Source organism: Shewanella sp. MBTL60-007 (assembly GCF_019654915.1).
Taxonomy (GTDB): domain Bacteria; phylum Pseudomonadota; class Gammaproteobacteria; order Enterobacterales; family Shewanellaceae; genus Shewanella.
Genome location: NZ_BPET01000004.1, coordinates 82,101 through 107,641 on the forward strand (window position 1 = coordinate 82,101; position 25,541 = coordinate 107,641).

The 25,541-nt window shown below is 45.5% G+C and carries 23 protein-coding genes; 7 read left to right on the top strand and 16 right to left on the bottom strand.

Features of this window, described 5'->3' with window-relative positions:
* Positions 1 to 18 precede the first annotated feature (18 nt).
* The 4 genes from K5Q92_RS02260 to K5Q92_RS02275 all read right to left on the bottom strand — a co-directional run bounded on the left by K5Q92_RS02260 (position 19) and on the right by K5Q92_RS02275 (position 3,122).
* The gene (locus tag K5Q92_RS02260) at positions 19 to 939 is read right to left on the bottom strand and encodes a hemin ABC transporter substrate-binding protein (RefSeq protein ID WP_220767433.1); all 921 of its coding nucleotides are present in this window, start codon (positions 937 to 939) and stop codon (positions 19 to 21) included.
* Between the two features lie 107 nt (positions 940 to 1,046).
* Entirely contained in the window at positions 1,047 to 1,460 is a 414-nt protein-coding gene (locus K5Q92_RS02265; RefSeq protein WP_220767434.1) for a biopolymer transporter ExbD, read from the bottom strand.
* Positions 1,457 to 2,224 carry a MotA/TolQ/ExbB proton channel family protein gene (locus tag K5Q92_RS02270; RefSeq protein ID WP_220767435.1) on the bottom strand — a complete coding sequence of 256 codons (768 nt, stop codon included), beginning with the start codon at positions 2,222 to 2,224 and terminating at the stop codon, positions 1,457 to 1,459. Before K5Q92_RS02270 ends, K5Q92_RS02265 begins: the two co-directional genes overlap by 4 nt.
* Positions 2,225 to 2,363: 139 nt before the next feature.
* Positions 2,364 to 3,122 (bottom strand): energy transducer TonB, encoded by a 759-nt coding sequence (locus K5Q92_RS02275; protein WP_220767436.1) that lies wholly within the window; start codon positions 3,120 to 3,122, stop codon positions 2,364 to 2,366.
* Positions 3,123 to 3,471: 349 nt separating this feature from the next.
* Between K5Q92_RS02275 and K5Q92_RS02280 the strand changes: the two genes are divergently transcribed.
* From K5Q92_RS02280 to K5Q92_RS02295, 4 genes are all read left to right on the top strand, one after another.
* Positions 3,472 to 5,505: a TonB-dependent hemoglobin/transferrin/lactoferrin family receptor gene (locus K5Q92_RS02280; protein ID WP_374758430.1), complete on the top strand. Its 2,034-nt coding sequence runs from the start codon at positions 3,472 to 3,474 to the stop codon at positions 5,503 to 5,505.
* A gap of 135 nt (positions 5,506 to 5,640) precedes the next feature.
* Positions 5,641 to 6,153 carry a heme utilization cystosolic carrier protein HutX gene (hutX, locus tag K5Q92_RS02285; protein ID WP_220767438.1) on the top strand — a complete coding sequence of 171 codons (513 nt, stop codon included), beginning with the start codon at positions 5,641 to 5,643 and terminating at the stop codon, positions 6,151 to 6,153.
* 37 nt (positions 6,154 to 6,190) lie between these two features.
* The gene (hutZ, locus tag K5Q92_RS02290) at positions 6,191 to 6,760 is read left to right on the top strand and encodes a heme utilization protein HutZ (protein ID WP_220767439.1); all 570 of its coding nucleotides are present in this window, start codon (positions 6,191 to 6,193) and stop codon (positions 6,758 to 6,760) included.
* Between the two features lie 265 nt (positions 6,761 to 7,025).
* The gene (locus K5Q92_RS02295) at positions 7,026 to 8,921 is read left to right on the top strand and encodes an ABC transporter transmembrane domain-containing protein (RefSeq protein WP_374758431.1); all 1,896 of its coding nucleotides are present in this window, start codon (positions 7,026 to 7,028) and stop codon (positions 8,919 to 8,921) included.
* Positions 8,922 to 8,936: 15 nt separating this feature from the next.
* Here K5Q92_RS02295 and K5Q92_RS02300 read toward each other — a convergent pair whose 3' ends face one another.
* Positions 8,937 to 9,920 (bottom strand): DUF4382 domain-containing protein, encoded by a 984-nt coding sequence (locus tag K5Q92_RS02300; protein WP_220767441.1) that lies wholly within the window; start codon positions 9,918 to 9,920, stop codon positions 8,937 to 8,939.
* Positions 9,921 to 10,156: 236 nt separating this feature from the next.
* On the opposite strand from K5Q92_RS02300, the gene K5Q92_RS02305 reads away from it, so the two are divergent.
* Complete coding sequence (locus K5Q92_RS02305) at positions 10,157 to 10,669, top strand: lipocalin family protein (RefSeq protein WP_220767442.1); 513 nt, start codon at positions 10,157 to 10,159, stop codon at positions 10,667 to 10,669.
* 69 nt (positions 10,670 to 10,738) lie between these two features.
* Here the strand turns inward: K5Q92_RS02305 and K5Q92_RS02310 are convergent, their stop codons facing one another.
* From K5Q92_RS02310 to K5Q92_RS02325, 4 genes are all read right to left on the bottom strand, one after another.
* The gene (locus K5Q92_RS02310) at positions 10,739 to 12,337 is read right to left on the bottom strand and encodes an AMP-binding protein (RefSeq protein WP_220767443.1); all 1,599 of its coding nucleotides are present in this window, start codon (positions 12,335 to 12,337) and stop codon (positions 10,739 to 10,741) included.
* Positions 12,338 to 13,131: 794 nt separating this feature from the next.
* Positions 13,132 to 14,583, bottom strand: coding sequence for a cytochrome c oxidase accessory protein CcoG (gene ccoG / locus K5Q92_RS02315; protein WP_220767444.1), 1,452 nt, complete (start codon positions 14,581 to 14,583; stop codon positions 13,132 to 13,134).
* A 179-nt stretch (positions 14,584 to 14,762) separates the two neighbouring features.
* Positions 14,763 to 16,223 carry a sigma-54-dependent Fis family transcriptional regulator gene (locus tag K5Q92_RS02320; RefSeq protein ID WP_220767445.1) on the bottom strand — a complete coding sequence of 487 codons (1,461 nt, stop codon included), beginning with the start codon at positions 16,221 to 16,223 and terminating at the stop codon, positions 14,763 to 14,765.
* A 95-nt stretch (positions 16,224 to 16,318) separates the two neighbouring features.
* A complete protein-coding gene (locus K5Q92_RS02325) occupies positions 16,319 to 16,861 on the bottom strand; it encodes a thioredoxin family protein (protein WP_220767446.1) in 543 nt (180 codons plus the stop codon).
* A 260-nt stretch (positions 16,862 to 17,121) separates the two neighbouring features.
* Between K5Q92_RS02325 and K5Q92_RS02330 the strand changes: the two genes are divergently transcribed.
* On the top strand, positions 17,122 to 17,736 hold the full coding sequence (locus K5Q92_RS02330; protein ID WP_220767447.1) for a LysE family translocator: 615 nt from the start codon (positions 17,122 to 17,124) through the stop codon (positions 17,734 to 17,736).
* 82 nt (positions 17,737 to 17,818) lie between these two features.
* Here K5Q92_RS02330 and K5Q92_RS02335 read toward each other — a convergent pair whose 3' ends face one another.
* A complete protein-coding gene (locus tag K5Q92_RS02335) occupies positions 17,819 to 18,145 on the bottom strand; it encodes a DUF3144 domain-containing protein (RefSeq protein ID WP_202722645.1) in 327 nt (108 codons plus the stop codon).
* A gap of 74 nt (positions 18,146 to 18,219) precedes the next feature.
* Complete coding sequence (locus K5Q92_RS02340; protein WP_220767448.1) at positions 18,220 to 18,771, bottom strand: Tfp pilus assembly protein FimT/FimU; 552 nt, start codon at positions 18,769 to 18,771, stop codon at positions 18,220 to 18,222.
* 253 nt (positions 18,772 to 19,024) lie between these two features.
* On the opposite strand from K5Q92_RS02340, the gene ung reads away from it, so the two are divergent.
* A complete protein-coding gene (ung, locus tag K5Q92_RS02345; RefSeq protein ID WP_220767449.1) occupies positions 19,025 to 19,693 on the top strand; it encodes a uracil-DNA glycosylase in 669 nt (222 codons plus the stop codon).
* A gap of 101 nt (positions 19,694 to 19,794) precedes the next feature.
* On the opposite strand, the gene K5Q92_RS02350 is transcribed toward ung, so the two are convergent.
* The 5 genes from K5Q92_RS02350 to K5Q92_RS02370 form a co-directional block, all read right to left on the bottom strand.
* On the bottom strand, positions 19,795 to 21,723 hold the full coding sequence (locus K5Q92_RS02350; protein WP_220767450.1) for a S9 family peptidase: 1,929 nt from the start codon (positions 21,721 to 21,723) through the stop codon (positions 19,795 to 19,797).
* A 132-nt stretch (positions 21,724 to 21,855) separates the two neighbouring features.
* Positions 21,856 to 22,593 carry a DUF2182 domain-containing protein gene (locus tag K5Q92_RS02355; RefSeq protein ID WP_220767451.1) on the bottom strand — a complete coding sequence of 246 codons (738 nt, stop codon included), beginning with the start codon at positions 22,591 to 22,593 and terminating at the stop codon, positions 21,856 to 21,858.
* A gap of 45 nt (positions 22,594 to 22,638) precedes the next feature.
* Complete coding sequence (locus K5Q92_RS02360) at positions 22,639 to 23,262, bottom strand: DUF1326 domain-containing protein (protein ID WP_220767452.1); 624 nt, start codon at positions 23,260 to 23,262, stop codon at positions 22,639 to 22,641.
* A 208-nt stretch (positions 23,263 to 23,470) separates the two neighbouring features.
* Positions 23,471 to 24,097 (bottom strand): 5-formyltetrahydrofolate cyclo-ligase, encoded by a 627-nt coding sequence (locus tag K5Q92_RS02365; protein WP_220767453.1) that lies wholly within the window; start codon positions 24,095 to 24,097, stop codon positions 23,471 to 23,473.
* Between the two features lie 650 nt (positions 24,098 to 24,747).
* Entirely contained in the window at positions 24,748 to 25,482 is a 735-nt protein-coding gene (locus K5Q92_RS02370) for a Crp/Fnr family transcriptional regulator (RefSeq protein WP_220767454.1), read from the bottom strand.
* Positions 25,483 to 25,541 lie beyond the last annotated feature (59 nt).

A 25,541-nucleotide genomic window follows, 5' to 3' on the forward strand; every position in this document is an offset into this window, starting at 1 on the left:
GTCGATACATTGAAAGCGCTAGTATTGCTTTACACTTATAAAATCAGTGGCTAATTTGTCTGCGGCAGCGATGGAACTGATCCCTAGGCCACCTAATAAGGCTTGTGGCTCTAGGGATTGGATCTGTTTATTTTTCCCCGCGGGTGTATGGGCAAGCAGTGGCATCTGCTTTAGTAGGTCGTCAATCGGGTTTTCGATTGCCTTGTCAGAGCGATTTGAAATAAGAATAACATCGGGTTGCAGCGATAAGATCCCCTCTTGGGATACTGACTTATAGCCGCTAAATCCGGCGATATTGTTGCCACCTGCTAGCTTGATAATGATGTCTGCAGCGGTGTTATCACCGCCTACTCGGGCGGGTCTATCTGCTTGAAGCAGTAAAAATAGCACTTTAGGTGCATCACCTAGTTTGGCGATTTGCTGTTGTTTTTGTTCGAGATCTTTAAACGATTGCTGGATGTCTGCTTGTAGTGCTTGCGCTTGAGATTGACGATCCAGTAGCTCACCCATCTGAGCTATGTTGTCTAATAGCTGTTGTTGAGTTTTGGCATCTTGCAGTTGAACCACCTTCACCTTGGCGCCAGTTAATACATCTAAGGTTGTTTTTGGCCCCATGGCATCAGTCCCCAGCACGAGATTGGGAGATAAGACTAAAATACCTTCGGCGCTGAGCATGCGGTGATAGCCAAGCTTAGCGATATCTTCGGCGCCTTGTGGCAGCTGGCTAGTGGAGTCGACTGCGACCAGTTCATTTCCAGCATCCAATGCAAAAATGAGCTCAGTGACACCTGCGCCAGCACTGACAACTCGAGCGCTTTCTGTTTGGCTCGCAGCACCATCATGAGAGTGGTCATCATGGGCGAGTGAAGGGAAACTCAGTGTCACCATTGATAATAACGCCGCGCTGGCAACGGATTGTTTAACCATCTTGTTTAGCATTAAGAACTCCAGTTTAGTCATTAGTGGATAAGCGGCTCAATCCGCTCATCGAATCTGGGGGGAAACAACAAATTTATGTTGAGTGTGGCTTATTGGTTTTTTATTAACTAAGGCTCCATCAAAATCTGAGTATTGGTAATTTTTTGTCTTTGCATCGCCGCCAGCAAAGTCATCAAGGGTTGTACGGGAGCCGTTTTGTCTGCGGCAATCACGACCTTGGCCTTTGGGTTAGCCTTAAATTGGTTAATGAACGCCACTTCAAATTCGGCAAAGTCGGCGTAGCTTTTACCTTCAAGAGCCCAGTGAGGCTCACTTTGCAATACGTTAATGGCGATATGTTTTTCTTGAGTGAGTGCAGAAAGCTCTGACTTAGCTTCTGTGGGGACATCAACGGGTAAGGTGAGTAATTGGGTATTTGCTGTTAACAGCAAAAATACGAGTACGATAAAAATGATATCGATAAGCGGTGTCAGATCCAGTCCAAACCCTTGTGAGCTATCATCCAAGCCGGCACTAATCATGATGCGTGTCCACCTATTGGGGCTTGCTGGGTGGCCGTTGGGATACTTGCTTGTGATTGACAGCGAGCCTCTTTACAGGTGGCCGCTTTTGAGCACAGTTGAGCCACAGAGTCGCTGCCGATACTTAGCGCCTGATCAAACCCGTCAAGCCATAGGTTAAGCAGGTTTAAGGCATGGGCGATTTTGTTACAGCGGCGTTCTGCCCAAAGGGTAAACAGGTGTGCCATAGTGATAGCGGGCACGGCGATAATCAGGCCTGCGGCGGTGGTGTTCATCGCAAGACCAAGACCTGATGCCAGTTGCGACGGCGTCACCGGGCCATCTGATAGGCCAAGCTGATTAAACATCTCGATGAGCCCCAAAACGGTTCCGAGTAAACCAAGTAGCGGGGTGATAACACCTATGATGTGTAAAATCTTTAAACCTGAAAGCAGTTTGCTTTTTTGCTTAACGAGCCAGAGTGAAACAATCTCTTCGCGCATTGGTCTCGCTTGCTCTGCATGACTAAGGAGTAGGGCTGTTCCTTTAGCTAGCATGCTGCGCCCTTGGCTGATTTGAGTCATTAATTGTTGGCGCTGCTCGGGTGTCGCACTCCGTGCTTGCTGGCGAAGTTGATTTAACCAGACATCACGTTTAGGCAGTTCATAAAGCATTAATGCTAGTCGCTCCAAAATGATCATCAGGCTAATAAAAGCACAGATAAATAAAGGCCAAGCTAAATAGCCTAGTTGCTCTGAAAGCTGTTGATATAGAGGCTGAGTCATTGAGTGTCCTCGGCGATACTTAGGTATCGCAACTAGTAGAAAAAAACTGAAAATTACGACGCCATACGTTGGCGGCATAGTTAATAGCTACTGTTTGTGTATGGCGCTTTTGCGCTAAGTAAAAGCGATTCATTTATGGTTAGTTAAGCGCAAATCTAACCGGTACCCTAACCGTATAGGCGTAGGCGGTTTGTGGAGTAGGTGCGGCAAATTGCCACTTCTCGACAGCGTTTAACGCGGCTTTATCTAATAATCGGTAACCGGAGCTGTCCACCAAGGTGAGCGAGAGTTGCTCGCCAAGCTGGTTAAACATCACCTCCACGGTCGCAGTGCCTTGAAACCCCTTTTTACGTGCTTTTTTTGGGTAGTGGGGTTGGCTCGGTGGTGCGGCAAAAGTGGGTTGGCTTAATGTAATGGCTTGCTTACTTATACCTTGCTTTGCGTCAGCCTTTAGTTGGTTGTGAGAAAGTTGCTTTGCTTGTGCTTCAACGACACTTTCTTGTGTTTTTTCAATTGGCTTGACTGGAGTCGGCTTCTTCGCCGGTTCTTTTAGCGTTTTTGGCTTATTAGTTACTGCCTTCTTAGGGGCGAGCGGTTTAGCTTGAGTGTGTGCAATGGCTTTAGGCTTGGCGATTGGCTGGGGTTTCGCTGTGGCCTTGGCAACCTCTTGAGGTTGCGGCGCAGGTTTAGCCTTAGTTTTGACAGGCTCAGTAATTTGCTCGGGCGTTGTAGGCGCTTGGCTTGCTTGCATCGCGATAGAGAGGCTGACAGCTTGGCTCGATCCCATCGCAGAACCAGAATTGAGTTGCAGTTCTGGTTGGCTATTTTGGGAGGCGAGTACGCCGCCTTGAATTAAAATCGTTAAACAACCAAAAGCAAAATAACGTTTAGGAGTCATGACTGAAAGTTCTTACTCAATAGAGTCGTATTAGTACTTACTAATCAATCTGCAAGCAATGTTTACATCTTTACAAACTTGACGTTTAAGACTGATATTTACATTGTTTACAAATGGTTAGCTAAGTCAGTGTCGATAGTGTCTACATAAGATATATCAGCTTGAATGAGATCGCAAATGATAATGATTTTCATTTGATCTATTTTTTTGTCTCAGGTAAAGTGCCGAAAAATGACAAAGTGGCAGCCTCAATTTTTCATTCCAGAGAATGAAATACTCATGAGGCGCTATTGATACTGACCTTGAGGATTGAAAAATGACCAAGAAGCCTGTTGTAGTCGCTATGGCAATGGCTCTAAGTTCGGGGGCATTCGCTGCCACTACTCAACAAACGAGTGAGCAGCAAGTTACCGAGTTTGATGAAGTACTTGTCACCGCGACTCGTGTGAGCGAAAAGACCTCGGAAACCAGCCGTAGCGTCGCAGTGGTGAGTGAAGAGCAATTGCAAGAGTCGCAACCAGCATCGGTTGCTCAAGCATTGAAAAATGAGGCGAATGTTAATGTGACCAATGGTCCACGCGCTTCATCTCAAGGGGTTGAAATACGTGGTCTTGGCGGCCAACGGGTTTTACAAACGATTGATGGTGCCCGCCAAAACACAAATTCAGGCCATCGTGGTACCTATTTTATGGATCCAGAGCTTTTGAGCTCGGTTGAAGTGGTGCGTGGTCCTGCTAGTAGCTTGTGGGGCAGCGGGGCGATTGGTGGTGTTGTGGCGCAAAATACCAAATCGGCAGCAGACTTCTTGGATGAAGAAGACAGCTTTGGTGGTTACCTTAAGCAAGGTTATGAATCAAATGGCGACCGTATTAAAACCAGTGGCGCGATTTACGGTTTAACAGATACGCAGTCAGCAGGGGGTGTTGATTGGCTAGTAAATGGCAGCTATTACGATAGTAACAATATTAAGATAGGTAATGATCAAACTCTTGAAAACAGCGCGTCACAAGGTTCGAGCGGTCTAGCTAAATTTGGCTGGGAACCCACTGATGATCAACGCCTACAGCTGTCGGCTCGTTTTTCAAATATTGATGAATTGGTGCCGAGTAACCCTGCCGCGGAAGTGGGCACCTCCGTCCCCTTGGTTAAGCGTAAAACCCAAGATAACAACGTAACCTTGGATTACAGCTTAAACCCGACAGATAGCAAGCTACTGGATTTAAAGGCCACCCTTTATTGGAACGGCACCGATTACGATGAAGATCGCGTTACTAAAAACCAATTCGATAGCACTAAATATGAAACCTTAGGTTTTAGCATAAATAACAGCTCAACCTTTGCTAATACCGTTTTAACTTACGGTGTTGACGGCTATCAAGATTCGATTAAAACCGTCCGCGACGATAGTGGTCAGGCTGGGCAGCGTCCCGATGATATCGATGGGGATACCACTGTTTGGGGCGCATTTACTCGTGCCGATATCGAGTTAAGCGATAGCTGGTCAGTTGATGCCGCAGTGCGTTACGACACCTTTAAAAATGACAGTAATAATCTTAACCAGTCATCGGATGACAGCGCGTTTTCACCTTCTGTTGGTCTGGTATGGAAAACCACTGATTGGTTAACCTTAAGCGCTCGCTATGATCAAGCGTTCCGTGCGCCAAGCATTGAAGAGATGTACTCAACGGGCACCCATTATTGTATTCCTGCCATTCCGGGCTTCTTACCAAATGGCCTATGTAACACCTTTGAGATTAATCCCGATCTAAAAGCTGAAAAAGCAGAAAACAAAGAGGTTAAAGCCGATCTACGTTTTGCCAACCTTGCGGGCAATGACGAGCTAGCAATCACCTTAAACGTGTTCCGTAATGATGTGGATGACTTTATCGAGCAATCTGTATCAGATCCATTAATGGGGATCCCTGGCTTTGAACAAACCACCTCTTGGGACAATGTTGATGAAGCCAAGCTAACCGGTTTTGAATTCTCAACACGTTACCGTTATGAGCAGACTCGCTTGAGCGTGAATTACGGCCAAACAGAAGGCAAAGACAAAGCAACGGATGAGTATTTATCAAATATTCCCGCTAAAAAATTCGGCATAGATCTTTCTCAAGGGATTATGGAAGGCGATATGAAGATAGGGACCCGCTTTACCTATGTGGCCGAGCAAGATCAGCTCCCTACTGATAACGTAAACCAGTACGACTCATACAAGCTTTGGGATCTTTACGTGGCATGGGAGCCCGCCATGGGCACATTTGAAGGCTTACGAGTCGACTTTAGCGTTGAAAATATCGGTGATGAGGAATATCGCCAAGCGTGGCAAACCTTGTATGAACAAGGCAGAAATTTCAAATTGTCAGCGCGCTATAACTTCTAAGTTAAGCCAAACCGAGGGCAGCTCAGGATTATCAATGAGTTGGCCTCTTTGTCGTTAAGTTAATTAGCGCTTAGTCAATACACTTTAGTTAACTTACGCTTAGTTAATCGTTATTTAGTTCATTGGAGATCTTCCATGTCAGTATCAGTTGAACAGATCCGTCAGCATCTAGAAAACAACCCCGCAGCTATGCCCAGTCAAATTGCCGAAGAGCTTAATATTAGTGAGCTTGAAGTGGTGTCTGCCTTGCCCGATGAGCAGCTTGCTATCCTACCCTTAGCAGAGAAAGATGCGTTATTAGCCGAGCTACCAGAGTGGGGAAATATGACCACAATCGTGTCAGCGTCCGGCAGTATTTTTGAATTCAAAGGCAGTTTCCCCAAGGGCAAGTATGCTCATGGTTATTACAACTTAATCACTAAAGGAGATGGTTTACATGGCCACCTTAAGCTAGATGTGATTACTGCTATTGCCCTCATTAGCAAACCCTTTAGGGGCACTGAGAGCCATTCAATTAACTTCTTTGGTCAGCAGGGGGAAGTGGTGTTTAAGGTTTACTTAGGCCGAGACAAAAAACGCGTATTACTGCCTGAGCAAGTTGCCCGCTTTAACGAATTGAAGCAACAGGTATTAACCGAGACCGCTTAAGCCATTCGAATAAACCTTAAATTAAAAGAGCAGATCAATGACAACAGAAAAAGAGCAACGACTACGAGACAAATTACTACCAGAAATAGAAGCCTTTAAAGCTGAGCGCTCAACACTGCAGCTTGCAACTCAAGATGCTAACGGAGTCCCCAATGCCAGTTATGCGCCGTTTGCTCTAGCTGATGACGGTTTTTATATTTTAGTCAGTGAGCTTGCGCGTCATGGTACTAACTTAAAAGCCTCAAAGCAGTTGTCTGTAATGCTGCTAGAAGATGAGGCCGAAGCAAAAACGGTGTTTGCCCGTAAACGTTTGACCTTTGATGCTACAGCTGAATTAGTGGCGCGCGACAGCGAAACCTTCACTAAAGGTGTTGCGGCCTTGTCGGCGCGTTTTGGTGAGATGATCGATAATTTAGCCGGGTTAGGCGACTTTAATCTATTTAAGTTAAATCCACATCAGGGGCTATACGTTAAAGGTTTTGGTCAAGCATTTAGCTTGTCTGGAGCTGAGCTGTTAGATGTTGATTGGAAGCGTGATGGCCACCATGGCACCCCTAAGGCCGATCTAGCACAAGATGATATTGAGTTGGCTGAAACGGCTAATTAGGCTCGCAGCTCAAGTTATTGTTGTTTGGCAATCATTGATTGCACAGTAATAAACGTATTCAGATACAAATAAACATTGCCCGCCTTTGCGCGGGTTTTGTTATTCTGCTGTTGTTTTCATTTTAACCTGAGTAAAGGTTAGGGATATTGCATTGAATCAAAACGCTTCCTCTGTCGATAAAGCCGAGTCTCATACATCGACGTCTAAGACTGACAGCACTCAATCACCGGCTCCCCATGTTAGTAAACGTGCGGTATTACCTTGGATTGGCGCTTTTTTGAAACCATATCGAACTAAAGTTATCACCGCGATTATCTTCCTATTTATTGGCTCATTGGCTTGGTTGTCATTAGGCCAAGGTGTGCGCTTGATGGTAGATGAAGGCTTCTTAAAAGATAACGGTTCACGCTTAAATGAGATTATCTTACTGGTGATTGGTATTACTGCGCTCAGTAGCAGCGCGATATTTTGTCGCTTCTATTTGATGACTTGGCTGGGGGAGCGAGTCAGCGCAGACATACGTTTGAAAGTGTACGACCACCTGCTAAAGCTTTCTCCTGGGTTTTACGCCAAACTGAGAACCGGTGAGGTGATCTCCCGATTCACTGCTGACTCGACCTTGCTGCAATCTGTGGTGGGGTCAAGCCTCTCTATGATGTTGAGAGCAAGCGTTACTGTGATTGGTGGTATCGTGATGATGGCCATCACCAGCCTTAAGATGACGGGGTTAGTCTTGCTGGCTGTGCCTATGGTTCTCGGGCCGATTTTCTTCTTTGGTCGCAAAGTGCGCGATCTTTCCCGTAAAAGCCAAGATAAAGTGGGGGACTTAGGCGCCTATGTGGATGAGACACTGCATGAGATCCATACGGTTCAAGCTTATTCTCACGAGGATCAAGATCGTGCTCTGTTTAATCATCGTGTCGAAGCTGTGATGGATGCGGCAAGAGGTCGAATAAAATACCGCTCGATATTAATTTCACTTGTGATGTTCCTCAGTATCTTGGCTATCGCACTCGTCACTTGGGTCGGTGCCCACGATGTTATGAACGGCGCGATCAGTGCCGGTGAATTATCAGCCTTTATGTTCTATGCGGTGATGGTGGCAGGCTCTGTGGCTACTATTAGTGAGGTGATAGGTGAAATTCAACGTGCCGCCGGAGCCACTGAGCGCTTAATCGAATTGATTGAAACTCCAATCGATATTCCGGTTGTCGATAGTCCGCTTGAACTCGTTACGCCTGTTCGTGGTGAATTGGAGCTTAAGCAAGTGCGCTTTAGCTATAGCAATATGAGTCAGAACGATAACCAGCCCGATAGCACAGATGCGAACAGCCTTGAGCAGGTTAACAGCCCTGAGCTTGAAAACAGCCTTGAGCGAATAAACAGCCCTGAGCTTGAAAACAGCCTTGAGCGAATAAACAGCCTTGAGCGAATAAACAGCCCTGAGCGAGTTCCTTATATTAGCAGTGAAGATGAAGTTATTCGTGGCCTCAATATTCATATCAAGCCCGGTGAACGCGTGGCGCTTGTCGGTGCAAGTGGCGCGGGAAAAAGCACCCTCTTCGAACTGCTGCAGCGCTTTTACGTGCTTAATAGCGGGGTAATCGAACTTGATGGTGTCGATATCGCCAAGCTCACACCGCAAACCTTACGTCAGCAGTATGCCTTAGTGCCACAAGAGTCGGTGATTTTTGCCACCAGCGTGCTTGAAAATGTGCGCTATGGCCGTATCGATGCTAGCGAAGATGCGGTAAAGCAAGCTTGTATTGCCGCAAAAGCTGATGAGTTTATTCGTGAATTTCCCGATGGTTATCAGACTTACTTAGGTGAGCGAGGCGTACGCCTATCCGGTGGTCAAAAGCAGCGTATCGCCATCGCCCGTGCCATATTAGCCGACCGACCGATCTTGCTGCTAGATGAAGCAACCAGCGCCCTAGATGCGGTGAGTGAGCACAAAGTGAAGCAGGCTCTCGACAGCTTGATGGCAGGTAAAACCACCTTGATTATCGCCCACAGGCTAGCGACAGTTATCAATGTTGATCGCATTTTGGTATTAGATAAGGGCCAAGTTGTCGCCAGCGGCACCCATGGCGAGCTCATGCAAAGCAGCGAGCTATACCAAGAGTTTGCCAGCTTGCAGCTGTTAACTGATGACAGCTAACATGGGCTGGGGGGCTTATCCGTGACCGCCATGGCCCCCATGACCGCCATGTCCATTCCCACATTGGTGATGGGTTTGCTGGCCGTCATCGGCTACATTCACTAAACCTGCCTCGCTAAATAGACTAAATTCCCCTTGGTTTATGTCATCTGTAGCGGGGTCATCTAAGTGAGCTAAGCAACTGTAACCAACACGGTATTCACCAGCCGGAAGGAAGCCTGCCGAAAAAGACCAGTTCCCCTGATGGTCTTGATGAATAGGACTCACAGCAAACGGGGAGTGCTTATTATCTGTTCGGGTAGGGCTAATGTCTGCCATTTGCTCTAGATGGGTAACATCTGAAGAATAAAGATAAGCCATATGAGTGAAGTGGCTACCAAGAGGAGCTTTATCTATATGCTTTGTTTCACAGTCCGCAATCCATTGGGGGTCGACTTCTCCTATAAGGTGTCCCATCTCTCGGTTATCAACAGAGTAAACCCCTCGATGGCTTAGGTGGTATTCGCCAGAGGTTAAGTGCATAGATTGGTAAAGATTGATCTCCATAGTTATTGACATCATTTGCTTGGAGTCAATCACAAAGTCATGCAAGGGCAAACGGCTTTCTTCTATGTTGAGCGGATGTCGTCCATTGCTGTTTTCAATACTACAACCATAGCTGTCAGTTTTATCGGCTACAATAAAATGGACATCTTTATAATGACCGGCAGGTACCCTAAGTCCTTCGACAACTAGATGACTTTCCATCCCTTGGTAGTTGAGTAAATCAAGGTGGTGATTGTTTAGATCATATTGATGCAGCTTCCCTAAAGAATCAGTCATAACCAGTTTTTGGAGCACGAGTTCGACTTTATCGACATGTGCCATAGGCGCATCTGAAATAGCGATGTTTAGTGTACCTAGTAAGGGATCTTCTTGAGGGGATGATGAGTCAGAACCACCGCAGCCCACAGTAAACAGTGATATGGCTGTAATGGGGATAGCGAATAGCATACGCATAGCGATAACCTTATTTTTATAATATGCATTTAAACTAATAGTGTTGTGTGTTTTTCGCTCAAATGCATGGGGGTAGCAGAGCATTTAGCGCCTTTATTTGGTTTTTGTGATGAGAGGGGAGTTTTAAGCGCTGCGGCTTGGTTAATGCTATTTTCTTTGTTAGGGGAGAGGAGGCGGAGGTGATTCTTCTTTGTATTTAAGGCGTAAATAAAAGGGATAAACAGCGGAGAGAAAATGTGAAAAGGCTACTTATAATCTGTTGTTTCTTGCTTACTGGCTGCACAAGCTTGCCAGCGGATATCGAGCCTGTGAAGCAATTTGAGCTATCCCGTTATCTTGGAACTTGGTATGAAATCGCCCGTCTCGATCATAGTTTTGAGCGAGGATTAAGCCGAGTGACAGCTAGATATTCGATGAAAGATGATGGCGGCGTTAAAGTCATAAACCGTGGTTTTTCGGCAAAGGAACAAGCGTGGGAGCAAGCAGAAGGCAAAGCCTATTTTATGGATAGTGCTGATATTGGCTATTTGAAGGTGTCTTTCTTTGGACCTTTTTATGGTGCCTATGTGGTTTATGAGTTAGATAAAGCTGCTTATCAATATGCGTTTATCACCAGTTATAACCGTGATTACTTGTGGTTTTTATCGCGTACTCCTGTGGTTGATGATGGGCTTAAACAGCAGTTTGTCAGCCAAGCTAAAAGCCTAGGTTTTGCCACTGAACAAATTATTTGGGTCAAGCAAAACTAGTACAAGAAAATAAGCAAAAAAGGAGCTCTAGGCTCCTTTTTGTTTTGTGTTACAGGTGTCGCTTTTTAGTTACTTACGTAGTTCGCGTCTTAAAATCTTGCCTACGGTAGATTTAGGTAAGGCGTCAACAAACTCGATAAACTTTGGTACCTTATAAGCGGTAAGTTGCTTACGGCAGTAATCTTTTATTAGAGTGTTAGCCTGCTCTTTGTCGGCATGGGGATCATTGAGTACGATTACGGCTTTCACCGCTTCACCGCTATGGTCATCACTGATCCCAATTACGGCACACTCTAATATAGCTTCATGGTTAGATAAGATATCTTCCACTTCGTTTGGGTAAACATTGAAGCCGGAGACGATAATCATATCTTTCTTACGATCGACAATCTTGTGAAAACCATCTGCCGTCGCCACCGCAATGTCGCCGGTTTTAAAGTAGCCTTCTCGGGTCATCACCTTGTCGGTTTCTGCTTGATTGTTCCAATACCCTAGCATCACCTGTGGACCAAATACAGCAAGCTCACCGGTTTCACCGATAGGCACTTCATTATCGTCCATATCTAAGATTTTTACTTGGGTCGCGATAACCGGCTTGCCTATGGTACCAAGTTGCTCAAGCCCCGGAGAGTTAAGGGATACCACAGGAGAGGTTTCTGATAGACCATAGCCTTCAGAGATGGTGCAGCCAGTAGTTTGTTGCCAAATAGAGGCGGCAGCTTGCGTTAACGCGGTGCCGCCAGAGATGGTTACTTTTAGGTGACTAAAATCCAGCGCCTTAAATTCTGGCTGGTGGCATAGGCCGACAAACAGGGTATTGAGGCCCGCAAAACCAGTAAAAGGATACTTTGATAGGGTCGAAATCAGTCCTGAAATATCCCTTGGGTTTGGGATTAAAACTGAGCAGCCGCCGCGCTCGTAATAAAGTACTAAGTTCACCATGAAGGCGTAGATATGGTACACAGGCAGCGGTGCAACGAAGATCTCTTCTCCCTCGACAATACGACTGCCTAAGCGTGACTTAATCTGCATCGCATTGGCGATTAAATTACCGTGGGTGAGCATGGCGCCTTTTGAAAGACCCGTTGTGCCGCCTGTGTACTGCAGCGCTGCAATTTGTCCAAGCACACTGATCACTGGCGCGTAGGTAAGCTGTTCTCCCTTTGCTAACACATCACAAAAAGGCACGGTTTCGAACGGCACTTCAGGTTGTGGCTGTGGGGCAATTAAGTCCATCGCGTGGGTTGAGATGACAGTTTCGATACCTGTGTTAGCCACGACTTCAGTTAAGCTCGGTAACAAGTCTGACAGTACCACTAAGGCTTTCGCGCCCGAATCATTAAACTGATGGATAAGCTCACGTTGGGTATAGAGTGGGTTGGTATTTACTAACACCATGCCAGCTTTGATAGCGCCGTAAGCGGCGATTACAAACTGGGTGATATTAGGTAGCTGAATGGCAATTCTATCGCCTTGTACAAGATTGGTTTCTTGTTGTAGGTAAGCAGCGAACTGACGAGAATAGCGATTGATTTCGTTAAAGCTAGTTTCTTTACCTAGGCACGAATAAGCCGCTTTATCCCCATAGCGGGCGCTGGCCAGTTCGATCAGATCGATAAGAGAAGAGTAACGGGATAGGTCGAGCCTAGAGTCTGAATCGTATGCCATTGAAATACCTTTTATCTGATTTAGTTATTATTTGGATTGTTATGCTTACTTAAAAATCAAACAGACGTTTAGATTAGTGTGATCTATGTCCAAAGGTCAATGGGGCAAGTTGAAATAAGGTAAGAGTCGGACGGCCTGCGGCTTTACGGAAAAGCTAAGAAAGGTTCTAGGTTCTAGGTGCTAGGTTCTAGGAAGAGCTAAGACGGTACAAGCAAAGACGAACGGCCTGCGGCCTAGGGAACGTGACTTCGTCACTACGGAACGCTGCGCTTACGGAAAAGATGGGAAAGTTAATAAAGGCTCTAGGTACTAGGAAAAGCAGGTTCTAGGAAAGGCAAACAGCAAAGACGGTAAAAGCCGAGACAGGAAAAGCCGGTTAAAAGCAGGAAAAAGCGGTGTTTGTTGTAGGTCGGGCTTTAGCCCGTCATGCTTTTGATTTTCCTAGCAGGGCGAAGCCCGCCCTAGAAGCGAAGCGTCCTAGGATCTAGTTTCTTCTTTGAAAGCCGAGATGGGAAAAGCCGGTTAAAAGCAGGGAAAAGCGGTGTTTGTTGTAGGTCGGGCTTTAGCCCGTCATGCTTTTGGTCTTCCTAGCAGGGCGCAGCCCGTCCTCGCAGCGAAGCGCCCTAGGATCTAGGACCTTCTTTTAAAGCAAAGAAGGTAAGAGCCGAATGACCGGGAAACATATTTTCTTCTGTAGGTCGGGCTTTAGCCCGTCATGCTTTTGCTCTTCCTAGTAGGGCTCAGCCCGCTCTCGAAGCGAAGCGCCCTAGAACCTAGTACCTTCTTTTAACCCATTAAATCGGCGTGAAGAAGCTAGACTGCTGTGAGGCTTGGCCATAATTATGCTGCTCGGCAATGGTAAAGGTGATCTCATTGCGGCTATCGGCTAGTAACTCAGGTTCGGCGACCACAGTAACGGGGTAATCAAGTTGCTCGCCAGGCAGGATTTTAAGGTTAGCCTCACTCACTAAGCGATAACTGTTATTACCTGAGACATAAATACGATACAGGCGTGTCTGCTGGGTCTTATTGCGGATTTTCAGGGTGTAACTGTTCTCGATTTTATTATCATTGGTCTCTCTATAGAGACTCTGTCTATCTCGGATCACGTTTAATTCAATATTACTGCGGCTGTAGATATCGACAGCGATAACAGTCAACATGATTAAGGCTGCAACGCCATAGCCGATAAACTTGTATGACTCATAAAAAGGTTCAGCCTTACCTGATAATGCATTCTCACTGGTATAACTGATAAGGTTACGCTGATAGCCAAACTTGTCCATGGTCTGATTACAGGCATCGACACAGGCACCACAGTCGATACATTCATACTGTAGACCATTACGAATATCGATCCCTGTCGGACAAACCTCTACACATAAGTTGCAGTCGACGCAGTCGCCTAACGCCCCTTTTTCGGCAGATAAAGGATTTTGTTGACGCTTGCGTGGCCCACGGTTTTCTCCTCGCGCGGCATTATAGGTAACCGTTTTAGTATTGGCGTCGAACATCACAGACTGAAAACGCGCATAAGGACAGCAATGAAGACACATCTGCTCACGCATCCAACCTGCATTCAGATAGGTACAGATGGCGAAAAACCACACCCAAGTTGTGACCCAAAAGCTGGCGTTAAAGCTAAAAATATTGAGGTAGAGTTCCCGTGCGGGCACGAAGTAGGCGATAAAACCGCAACCTGTAAGTAGCGCTATAGCCCCCCAAGCATAGTGTTTCAACAGTCGCTTCTTGAGCTTATCACTGCTCCAAGGCGCCTTATCTAAGGCGACTCGTTTATTACGGTTTCCTTCGATTTGAGTTTCAATCCAAACATAGATAAAGGTCCATGCAGTTTGTGGACATAGATAGCCACACCAGATTCGCCCCCAGAAAACAGTGACAAAGAAGAGTAAAAATGCGGCGGCAATAAATACCCAAGCCAAAATGGTAAAGTCCTGGGGCCAGAGCGTGGTACCAAAGAAGAAAAACTGCTGCTGATTAAGATCAAAGAGAATGGCCTGACGCCCCTCATAAGAGATAAAAGGCAGCAGGAAGAATAGCGCTACTAGTAGGCTATTCATTGATGTACGTATTTTTTGAAAGTCGCCTTTCTGCTGACGAATATGGATCTTACTGCTTTGAGCCCTGCTTGGCACAAGGGTTACAGGGATCCGCTGCTCTCTTGCTGGGCGAATAGCGCTATCTAGCGCATTATTATCAAAATTATTATGGTTGTTTGTTGGCATTAGACTTCTCTACTTTGCAGGTTCGTTGCTGACTGCGTGTCAAGGTAGAGATAGCAAGGCTTAGGCCAATCTTTTATGCTTGTTAGTTGCTGATTTTAAACAATAAATTTTATAAGTTGTTTTGCTGGATGCACGACATATCGTGACTTGGTGATATATCGTGCTTTAGAGGCGTTGGATCAGATTGGGCGGGAGATGGCTAACTTATTCATACGCGATCTCAATGTACTTGGTGGCAGGCCGAGTAGTGCTGCAGCTCCGCTTGCTCCAGATATACGCCATTGTGTCTGTTTAAGCACATGCAAAATGTGTTGCCGTTCAACCTCTTGCAGAGTTTGATTCGTTATAGGTGTCTGTTTCTGCGTTGCACTTTGCTCGATGAATTGCAGTTGGTTAAACTCAAGTACTGGCCCTTGAGATAGGATCATCTCGCGCTCCAATACATTTTGCAGTTCGCGTACGTTCCCCGGCCAGTTGTGCTGCATAAGTTTAGTCATACCTTTTTGGCTAACCTGACTAATTTTCTTACCTAATTTACGATTCAAATCTTCAATTAAATGGCTGACAATTTCTGGAATATCGCTTAGACGTTGCCTTAGTGGTGGCACCACAATAGGGAATACATTGAGACGATAATAGAGATCCATACGAAACAGGCCTTGCTCTACACGTTTTTGTAGATCGTGGTGAGTGGCGGTGATAAGACGAATATCTACCTTGATACTTTGGCTGCTACCCACTCGCTCAAACTCCTGCTCTTGGATCACTCTTAGTAATTTAGATTGGGCCTCTAGACTAAGCTCTGCGACTTCATCTAGAAACAGCGTACCTTGGTGGGCAAGTTCGAAGCGCCCTTTGCGGCGACTCGTTGCACCTGTATAGGCACCTTTTTCATGACCAAATAGCTCACTTTCCAATAATGCACTGGAGAATGCGGCGCAATTAACGCTGATAAGAGGCTTGTCGGCGCGATTACTGAGGCGGTGCAGATTTCGGGCGACAAGCTCTTTGCCTGTACCGTTTTCACCACTGATTAATACGGTACTTTCAGTATTGGAAACGAGCTTAATCTGTTGGATGAGTTGATTGATTGGCTGGCTACTTCCCGATATTTCAACGTCACCAGTACGGTCTGCCAGTTCAAGCTGTAGGTATTGATTCTCAAACGACAGTTTCTCTGAAAGGGCTTGTACCTGCTCAAGAGCTTGCCTTAAAGAGCGTTCAGTCTGTTTCTGAATACTAATGTCACGAAATATCGCCACCACCCCCATGAGTACGCCTTCTTTATAGACTGGGGTTGAAGTGTAGTGCACCGGAAAGCTACTACCATCTTTACGCCAGAAGACTTCGTGAGAGATCTCACGGGCAATACCGTCATTGAGAGTGTTGTAGATGGGGCAGTCATCTTTATGATAATGGCTGCCGTCACTGTGGCTATGGTGGTGGCAATCGTGAATATTCTTACCGAGTAATTCATGGGCTTGCCAGCCAGTCATTCTCTCAGCTGCGGGATTAATAAACACCGCATTGCCATCAAGATCGAAACCGTAGATCCCTTCACTGACGGCATTCAAGATAAGTTGATTTTCGGGCAGGAACTCAGAATGAGTGGTGTTGGCTTCAAGGTTGATCGCTGACATAGCTGGATACTCATTGACGATGACTCGTGAGAGTATACGCTAAAATGATAAGGTCACGAAATAGCGTGACCTTATCTCTTAGCTAGCCGAGGGAGCTAGCCTTTGGCTTTGTTTAAACCATGTAATACTGATTCCATGGTCAGCTGGCTAGGTAACACAATGCCATTTGGTGCACCCGGGCCGTAGATTTTATTATAGGGCGTCCCACCTCTGCCTTGGGTTTGCATATAACTTTCTACCACGACATTAGGCTGGCTCCAGTCACCCTGCATCAATATGATATTGCTTTGGGTTAAGGCGTTGACGATTTTCTCCCTGTGAGTCACAGAGGCTTTATTGGCGAGGCAGATATTGCACCAGTCTGCTGTGATATCAACAAATACCGTATAACCCTCGTCCACAAGTGGTTGGATTTGGCTTGGAGTGAGCGTTTGCCAATGAAGCCGTTTATAGGCGTCATAATCTTCACCATAGTTGAGAAAGCCAAACACGGCACCTACGCTCATCGCCATAAAGCCTAAAACCACAAGTACGCCGTTAGGAATATATTTTCCCTTCACTTTTAGCCCGACTAGCACGGCAATAAGGGAACAAATCAGTGCAAAGAAAACCAGAATCGATACTGAAATGGTGCTCATTAATACTCCATGATATTTAATAGATGATGACTCCAAAGCTTAGAGAGTTTAGCTGTGTTCAACTGTTTTAATTACATTATTTTTTACTCGTTAGCGATAAATTGCTTAATTTGGACGTGATATTGAACGCTGCAAGCTGAGTTTAACCAGATCTTTATCCCTTTGTCATTTCAGCTTATCTCAATTGATAGTATGAGCTCCTTGGTTCAATCATGTATATTGTGGCGATTAACGTAGTCACACGACAAGAAAGGAAAGAGATGAGTATTAGCGCTTGGCTAGGCTTACTAGCTATCTGCTGTTTGGGAGCCATGTCACCGGGCCCGAGTTTAGCTATGGTGGTAAGGCACACTTTAGGTGGCGGTCGAGGTAAAGGTATCATCTGCGCTTGGGCGCACTCTATCGGCATTGGGGTTTATGCCTTAGTGACCCTATTAGGTTTGGCGGTTTTGTTAAAACAAGCGCCTATGGTGTTTAACGGTATCGCAGTCATTGGTGCATTGTATCTGGCGTATATGGGCGTGCAGGCATTGCGTTCAAAAGGTGGCATGTCAGATAAACTCGCTGCTGGGGAGTCAACTGATGCATTTACCGCAGCTCGAGATGGTTTAGCAATATCACTATTTAACCCTAAGATTATGTTGTTTTTCTTGGCGCTATTCAGCCAGTTTGTGATGGTGGCCGATAGTGTGACCGGCAAGGCGTTAATTGTGCTAACTCCGCTAATTGTCGATGGGCTATGGTATACCTTAATTGCACTTATTTTGTCTCATTCTGCAGTGTTACCTAAGCTGAGAGAGAAAGCCGCTTTAATCGATAAATTATCGGGTGTGGTGTTAATTTTATTAGCAGTGCGGGTTGTTGTGACGCTGTAAGTTGTGCAGTTAAAGATATAAAAAAACGCCATCAATATGATGGCGTTTTTTATTGTATGCTTAGCCGTTAATCTTAACGTGATTAAGAGTTAAATACCTGTACGGCATCATCTTTAGCCGCTTCTGGCTCAGGCTCACGAGACTGAACTGGATTTCTGATATGGTCATCCAAGTTATCATTTAACATGGCTTTATATTCATCAGTAAACCATTCAAGTGCATTATCTTTTTCAGCAGCAAGATCCGATGATTTCAACGCGGCTTCAAATGCATTGAAGCGAGAGGCTGCAAAACGCATAGCCGTACCGACTTTACCGACATCTTGCTCTTTAGCTGCGAGTTCGTTCGCCAACGCAATGAATTGATCGGCTAGTTCAAAAATGGTGGTTTCTTTTTTAGCTTCTGACATCTTGCTTCTGCTCTTATTTACGTATGGTAGTGACTCGATTCTATCTTAAATGAGCCATTAATGAACCATTGTTATTAACTATTGGGATCTGAGTCTACCACCACACTGCCATTATTCGAGTCATAAGTAATCGATAAGTTGGTGTTATCTGTGTAGTCATATCTGCAAACACCGAGTGCGATATAATTTGCTTTATAGTCTGTTTCATCGGTGGTGCCAGATTCTGAAACCGTAGGCTCATTGTTTTGAAAGAGCACTTGCCATACAGAGATACAATCTTCGACGTTATCGAGCTGAGGCGAGGCTTCATTATCGGTGAAATAGTGCTGCGCGGGCCAACCGTTAGCATTAAAGTCGACATGGGTGTCATCTGAGTCGCCAAACACAGGCAGGTTTTCGGCAGGGCCATCACCGACCTTCACCGCCCATACGGCTCTGGCTAAATCGATACCAGACTTAAAGGCGCCGCCAGTGGCTTTAACGTGAGAGACCTGAGCGTCTTCTGATAGGCTAAGAAATTTTGGCGCAGCCACAACCGCAAGAATACCTAAAATGATAATGACGACAACCAGTTCAATCAGAGTGAAGCCTGAATGCCGTTTATAAGAGTGGTTTGGAGAGTACATCAATTGCTGTCCAAAGATTAGTGAGGCGCTATATTAACACTGACAATTTTTAATACCAGTGATCAAAGGTTGGTTTTTGTCGTAGAAGATAGTGCCTAAGATGACAAAATTGTTAGCGTTTCCTTCTTCTCAATAGAGAGCCCACCAGTTAATCACAGTTAAAGTTTGTTTTACTGGTTATCTTAGCGCTAACGATTGCAAGTGATACTGCGACCTTTTAAGCTTAGGCAAATTTTTATCTTGAGGTTAGAGCATGACTGCGCACTCTAGTTGGTCATCATTTATAAACGAGCAGCAGCAACAAGCCTATTTTCAGTCAATGCAGCAGTTTGTCCAAGCTGAACGCGCAGCGGGTAAGGTGATCTACCCGCCTGAGGCTGAGGTGCTTGCCGCGTTTGACTCAACGCCGCTGGATAAGGTGCGAGTGGTACTCATTGGACAAGACCCCTATCATGGTCCAGAGCAGGCACATGGTTTGTGCTTCTCGGTTAAACTCGGAGTCAAGACGCCGCCATCACTGGTAAATATGTACAAAGAGTTGGCTAGCGATATCGACGGTTTTACTGTGCCAGACCACGGCAATTTGAGCCGCTGGGCCGAGCAGGGGATTTTGATGCTCAACACGGTATTAACCGTAGAGCAAGGCAAGGCGCATTCTCATGCAAAATCTGGTTGGGAAACCTTTACTGCTAACGCTTTAGCACTGCTAAATGAGCAACCTCAACCTATTATTTTTGTACTCTGGGGCGCCCACGCTATTAAGAAAGGCAAAGGGATTAATGCGCCGCAGCATCAGATCATCTCTGGGCCGCACCCTTCGCCTTTATCGGCCTATCGAGGCTTTTTCGGGTGTAAGCACTTTTCAAAAATCAATGAGCTATTACAAGCTAGAGGCGAAGCGCCGATAGACTGGCAGGTATAATCGTCTTCTATATAAAGCAAAAAAGAGCGCGTTGCGCTCTTTTTTATCTTTCCAATTAAGCTAGTTTCTTCAGCCCAAGCGATGTTGAGTTGTAAGCAGGATTAAAGATGCTTGTCCAAGAACTCGCTTAACTCATCAAAGGCGACCTTTCGGTTTTTAGGATCATCTAAGAAATGGGTACCGTCTTCAAACTCGATATATTTAATATCCAGCTTACTTTTAGCTTGGTTATAAAAGTCTTTAGATTGACTGTAGTTAACTCGGGTATCTCTGGTACCATGAATTAACAGAATGGGGGCTTTTATCTGATCAATATGCTTGATTGCCGAAACCTGATCTAATGCTTTCAGTGCTGCACTGTCATTAGAGGCTACGATGTTATCGACATAGGTAGACAGTCTCTCTTCATCTTTAATCATCTCTTTTAGATCGCTTATACCTGCGATACTAACGACACAGTCAAAGCGTTCACTATCTTGAAACGCTGCGGTTAGCGCGACGTATCCACCATAGCTGGCACCAACGATACAGGCATTTTTAGCAACAATATTTTGTTTATCTAACCAAGCAACACCATCCATCACGTCTTGCTGCATACGCTTGCCCCACTGGTAATAACCTGCAGTTTCAAACTCAGTGCCATAACCTTCAGAGCCCCTGAAGTTCATCTGTAGTACAGCGTAGCCTTGGCTGGCGATGAGTTGTACTAGCGGGTCGAAGTAGCGCATATCACGAGCATGGGGGCCACCATGGGGTAACACCACAAATGCAGGCTTCTCTCCCGGCTTTAGGTTGTTAGGCATTGTGAGGTAAGCAGGGATCATAACCCCATCACTTGCTGGATATTGAGTTGGCTGAACAGTTGCGAGTGGCACGTTCTCAAGTTGTGGATATTGAGAGAACCAGATCCCTCCCTTATTAGCTGTCAGATCTAACCAGAAATACTTACCGGGAGAGTTATCCTTAATCGCATAGGCTAACACCTTGGTGTCATCGTCACTCTTACTGGCAATTGAAACTTCATAACCGGGTAGCGCGGCTTGGACATTGTTGAGTAGCTGGCTATCCTTTTCGTCGAAGTAATGACGTTGCATAAAGTCCTCTTTCCAGACAACACCGACTAATTCACCACTGCCGTTTTCTAAGCCACCACTTAAGTCAAATGTGTCATGACCAAACACCTTTTGGCTGAACTCTCCGGCTTCAATATCGTATAGCCACAGGGCTTGACGCCCAGTTTCTCGGTCGCTCATCACATAGGCTTTAGTACCATCGTCAGATAACGAAAGGATGTTGAAGCTATGACCTACGCCAAACTTGCGTTTATGCAGTAACTTAAAGTCTTCGTTGGCATTCTTACGATACCAGGTGCTAATAAAATGCCCCTTATCGTCAAAAATCCCCTGTCGCTTTTCGCCTGCAATGCCTAAACGAATAGTGCCATTAATATCAGGGTACCAGCTAGAGACATCGTATTTATTGGCAAACTCTTTTTCAAAGTCTCCATTTTCAAGATCAACAGTAAAGACACTGTACGCTTTATCGCGAGAGTCATAAGTACTGACAATTACTTGATCTTCTTTAGCTGGTAAGCTTGATAGTAACTGATAAGACTGGACTTTATGTCCTTGGCTTTTTCTTAGCCGCTTATGGGTGAGCTCGCGAACTTCTTTATTTTGAACATCGATGGAGTAGAGGCGAGAGACCCGATAATAGATGCCACGATAGTAGCCAGGGTAGCTAGTTCCTATCAATACATACTTGTCGCCAGACCATCGAACATAATCGACTCTATCTTTTGCCTTCTTTAGTTGGGCTAACGGGGTGATCTTATTATTACCAAAAGCGGACAACACGACTTGTGGGCCATTCTTGGTATTGTAAATGGCCACAATCGATTTACCGTTGGGTGAGACTTGAGCGGACTCGATCATTTTTAGTTTAGAGAAATGCGTAGCTGTAATCTTGCTGGCTTTAGCTGGCGCTACAAGCAATACCGCTAAGAATAGGGTCTTAACTAAGTTATGCATAAATTACTAATTCCATTTAGTGATAAATTGTGGGTTCTTTTCGAGCTCTAGGAGTATATAGACTTAAACTTTAGATGTTAACAGAATGTATGCAAAAATTGTGGTGGTTGAATTAACTTGCAGAAACACCCTCTACCCAACCAAAAAGTAAAGCCCAAATCCAAGGCAAGCTAAGCAAATACCAATATTGATCGCTTCGGGCCAGCTCACCACCTTCTCCAGTAAGATGAGAATCGATAGCGCTAAGATCCAACCTATATGCATTACTCCAACAATCAGCAACAGCGCCATTAATAGCCAGCAGCAACCCACACAGTATTGGCCGTGTTTTAGTCCCATCTTGATAGCGCCGAGATTGCCCTCTTGCCACTGGGTCATAAGAAAGTTAAGTGGCGAGCGGCAGTGGTTTAAACACTGCTGTTTTAAGGGAGAGATCTGATAGATGCCGATAATAATCAATAAGATACCACTGAAAATAGGGTTGCCGCTCTGCATCATAGGTGTCATTAGCGTTAGTTCATGGAGTTGCCACTGTACAAGGGTAATAATCAAGCTGTATAGGCTCCAGATCAGCAGATAACCAAGAATAAAGAGATTAGAGGAGACAAACTCCGCCGATCTCTGTCGGCGAGTGCGACTGATCTTAGCGAACAACATGATCATAGGTGTGGCTGAAGGCATCATCATACCTACCATCATCACCGCCCACATAATAAAAACGAAGCTCAGCTCATACAGCCCCCAATGGGGTGACATAACCATGGTCATATCAAACAACATGTAATACCAACTGAGGCCGGTAAGCAGCAGGATACTGACCCAAGTGATGGGCGAGTGGAGACTGTGAGTAATTTGCGAGAGACTAGCCACTTGTAAACCTCACTGTCTGCATTCTACCTCTGCTATAGGTTAGGCTCACCCGTTTGGCCACTGAACATTGGCCTTTGCGGCAAATTTGCCCGGATGGTTAAAGCTTAGCGCATCGTGTTTAAGCCACATGCTCTCTGTGGTACCGATCCGGCCATCGTTCCAAATAAAACCACCGTCAGGAAAGCTAATGTGTACGTGCTGATTTTCACCAGTTACAGGGTTGAGTAGCGGTTTTTGTTGGACTTTCATTACCCCTTCAACATCGAAAGAAGGGCTCTCTTCACTGGTGTCCATATTGATATCGACAATAACCGGACCTACAACTGTGGTAAATGTGCTGGCGAGGGCTTCTAATGGCATTCCGCCTGCTGCGCCTGAAAATATCGTCGCTAGTGCTGTGACCTGTTCCTCATTGGCACTCGAGTCAATAAACAAGATGCAAGTGCCGTTTCCTTCATGGATAGCACCAGGCCATTTTAAGGCCAGCACAAGCTTTAAACCGTCGAGCTTAATCTGATTTAAATGGCCATGGTTGATCATAAAGCCGAGTAAGGCTTCGCATGAGCCAAAATCGGGAAAACCTGCAAATTGGCAGCCACAACCATGGTTACAGTTACAGGTTTCAATCTGGTGCATATCTAGCGACCAGTTGTTAATTTCAGTGTTCATAACACCTGTCCAAATAATGAAAAGATGTTGTTAAGTATAGTCTTGTCGAATCGGGGTTATGAGTAACGAGAGGGGGCAGAACGAGGGGAACTGGATGAAAGTTGTCGAGATTTTTCAAGCCATTGTTTTAATTGATTCACCTTTTTGAGTATATAGCTGAAAGGCTTAAACAACTTCCTTTCAGCAGCAATAAGTCTAATAACAGCTATTACTGAAAGCTATAGCAGTGGCTAGGGGTGATAATAAAGGGTAATGGCACATCCCAATGCTCGCAGGGGAGGCTATCAACTTGCTGACAATCATGAGCATAGCCTATGGGTAAAGGCTTGCCCTTGTGTTGCCAGTTAGCGAGTGTCCTATCATAGAAACCGCCGCCCATGCCCATGCGATTACCTTGCTTATCGAAGGCCACAAGCGGTGTGATCACCACATCGATCTGATGGGGGAGTTGCATCTGGGTGATATCGAGTTTTGGCTCCCAGATACGCATATGGTTTTTTTGCATCTGGGTATCGGCTTGGTAGCGTAGAAAGAGCAGGTTCCCAGGACTAAAAGGGTGCAACCGTGGCAAATACACCTCAATACCAGCCTGCCAAAGCGCGTCGATAAGCGGCGTAGTGTCGAGTTCACCGTCATTGGTTAAGTAGAGGGCAACACGTTGCGCCTTGAGCTGTTTAAGTCTTGATAGGGTAAAGTCCGCCGCACTTTTCGCAAAGCTGCTTTGTTGCTCTGTCGTTAATGAACGACGCGCTTCTCTCACCTGGCTGCGGATCGCTTTACGGCATACTTTATCGCTCGCGCTGGATGAGAACTGAGGCGGTAACTGGGACGGCATAATCAAAGGGCTCCTATTAATGAGTTAAGCAGCTTAACATATAAAAGCAGGTTCTAGGTTCGAGGAAAAGCAAAGAAAGGTTATAGGGAAAAGGCCGGAAGAGCAGAGACGGTTTAAAGATGGTGCAAGCAGAGACGGTTTAAAGACGGTGAAAGCAGAGACGGTTTAAAGATGGTGCAAGCAGAGACGGTTTAAAGATGGTGCAAGCAGAGACGGGAAAAGCGGTTTTAATCTTACTTTTGTAGGTCGGGCTTTAGCCCGTCAAAGAGTTAGGTGTTATGAAAAGCAGACCCTAGAACCTAGAAAGGGTAAAGCCGGAAAAGCAAAGAAAGGTTATAGGGAAAAGGCCGGAAGAGCAGAGACGGTTTAAAGATGGTGAAAGCAGAGACGGTTTAAAGACGGTGAGAGCAAAGACGAGAAAAAGCCGGAAGAGCAGAGACGGTTTAAAGATGGTGAAAGAAGAGACGGTTTAAAGACGGTGAAAGCAGAGACGGGAAAAGAGGGAAAAGCGGCTTCAACTTTACTTTTGTAGGTCGGGCTTTAGCCCGTCAGGATTTTGATTTTCCTAGTAGGGCTTTAGCCCGTCCTCGGAGCGCAGCGTTCTAGAATCTCGTTCCTTGTTTTTAAGCTGAGTGCATCAATCATAACAGTTAATTATGACCTGAATGACAGATAAGCAGTCTAGGATCTCGGATACTTAAATCTACGCTATCGAGTTTATGTCCAAGACCGGTGAGATCGGTAAGGTAGATGCAGTTACGCTTTATTTCTACTAACTTTTCCACTTCCAGTTGCTTAATCGCTTCATTGACTCTTTGGCGGGCTATTCCAGTGATTTTGCTTATCTGCTGCTGTGAAATTTTAATTTGAGGGATCTCGCCTAACAGCTTTGGAATATGTGCAGCAAGTTCGATCAGTAGATAGACAATGCGCTTGTCCTTTACCTCGCTCATCATAAGCTGAGATTGCAACCATTTTGCTTTAGCTTCAAAAGATAAAATATGGAACCACTTATAAATTTCGACATTTTCCTGCGCTATACGATGGAGGTCGAAATTGCTAAAATGAATTAACTTTACGCTATCGACCTCGGTAATAAAAAACGGTGTGCAGCCAGTATTCTGATTGTCATAATTACCAAACCAATCGCCTTTACCCATCACTATGTTATTGACGGTTTTAAGACTCGGTGTCTGCATACCGATAACCACAGTGCCCTCAAGTATAAAACTCGCGCCTTGATGAGCGATAGCAGAGCCATCCATTTCGCTAGGCTTTAATTGAGTTTTTAGCTGAGCAACAGACATTAATTTGTTAACTAAAGCTGGTGAAAGCTCTGTATCCCAACGCATAACGTCTTTAAGCTTCGAGTCAATCAATGTCATACCTTAGAGTGGTGATTAAGAGGGGAAAGATCAGATTATGACATAGTTAGCCGCAACAA

Coding starts and splice junctions, on each gene's coding strand:
- K5Q92_RS02320 (WP_220767445.1), bottom strand. CDS start 16,223: ATGTCAGCGATCAACCTTGAAGCCAACACCACTCATTCTGAGTTCCTG.
- ccoG (WP_220767444.1), bottom strand. CDS start 14,583: ATGCCAACAAACAACCATAATAATTTTGATAATAATGCGCTAGATAGC.
- hutX (WP_220767438.1), top strand. CDS start 5,641: ATGTCAGTATCAGTTGAACAGATCCGTCAGCATCTAGAAAACAACCCC.
- K5Q92_RS02340 (WP_220767448.1), bottom strand. CDS start 18,771: ATGTACTCTCCAAACCACTCTTATAAACGGCATTCAGGCTTCACTCTG.
- K5Q92_RS02300 (WP_220767441.1), bottom strand. CDS start 9,920: ATGCGTATGCTATTCGCTATCCCCATTACAGCCATATCACTGTTTACT.
- K5Q92_RS02325 (WP_220767446.1), bottom strand. CDS start 16,861: ATGAGCACCATTTCAGTATCGATTCTGGTTTTCTTTGCACTGATTTGT.
- K5Q92_RS02310 (WP_220767443.1), bottom strand. CDS start 12,337: ATGGCATACGATTCAGACTCTAGGCTCGACCTATCCCGTTACTCTTCT.
- K5Q92_RS02265 (WP_220767434.1), bottom strand. CDS start 1,460: ATGATTAGTGCCGGCTTGGATGATAGCTCACAAGGGTTTGGACTGGAT.
- K5Q92_RS02270 (WP_220767435.1), bottom strand. CDS start 2,224: ATGACTCAGCCTCTATATCAACAGCTTTCAGAGCAACTAGGCTATTTA.
- K5Q92_RS02360 (WP_220767452.1), bottom strand. CDS start 23,262: ATGAACACTGAAATTAACAACTGGTCGCTAGATATGCACCAGATTGAA.
- K5Q92_RS02365 (WP_220767453.1), bottom strand. CDS start 24,097: ATGCCGTCCCAGTTACCGCCTCAGTTCTCATCCAGCGCGAGCGATAAA.
- ung (WP_220767449.1), top strand. CDS start 19,025: ATGACTGCGCACTCTAGTTGGTCATCATTTATAAACGAGCAGCAGCAA.
- K5Q92_RS02260 (WP_220767433.1), bottom strand. CDS start 939: ATGCTAAACAAGATGGTTAAACAATCCGTTGCCAGCGCGGCGTTATTA.
- K5Q92_RS02350 (WP_220767450.1), bottom strand. CDS start 21,723: ATGCATAACTTAGTTAAGACCCTATTCTTAGCGGTATTGCTTGTAGCG.
- K5Q92_RS02370 (WP_220767454.1), bottom strand. CDS start 25,482: ATGACATTGATTGACTCGAAGCTTAAAGACGTTATGCGTTGGGATACA.
- K5Q92_RS02330 (WP_220767447.1), top strand. CDS start 17,122: ATGAGTATTAGCGCTTGGCTAGGCTTACTAGCTATCTGCTGTTTGGGA.
- K5Q92_RS02275 (WP_220767436.1), bottom strand. CDS start 3,122: ATGACTCCTAAACGTTATTTTGCTTTTGGTTGTTTAACGATTTTAATT.
- K5Q92_RS02335 (WP_202722645.1), bottom strand. CDS start 18,145: ATGTCAGAAGCTAAAAAAGAAACCACCATTTTTGAACTAGCCGATCAA.
- hutZ (WP_220767439.1), top strand. CDS start 6,191: ATGACAACAGAAAAAGAGCAACGACTACGAGACAAATTACTACCAGAA.
- K5Q92_RS02280 (WP_374758430.1), top strand. CDS start 3,472: ATGGCTCTAAGTTCGGGGGCATTCGCTGCCACTACTCAACAAACGAGT.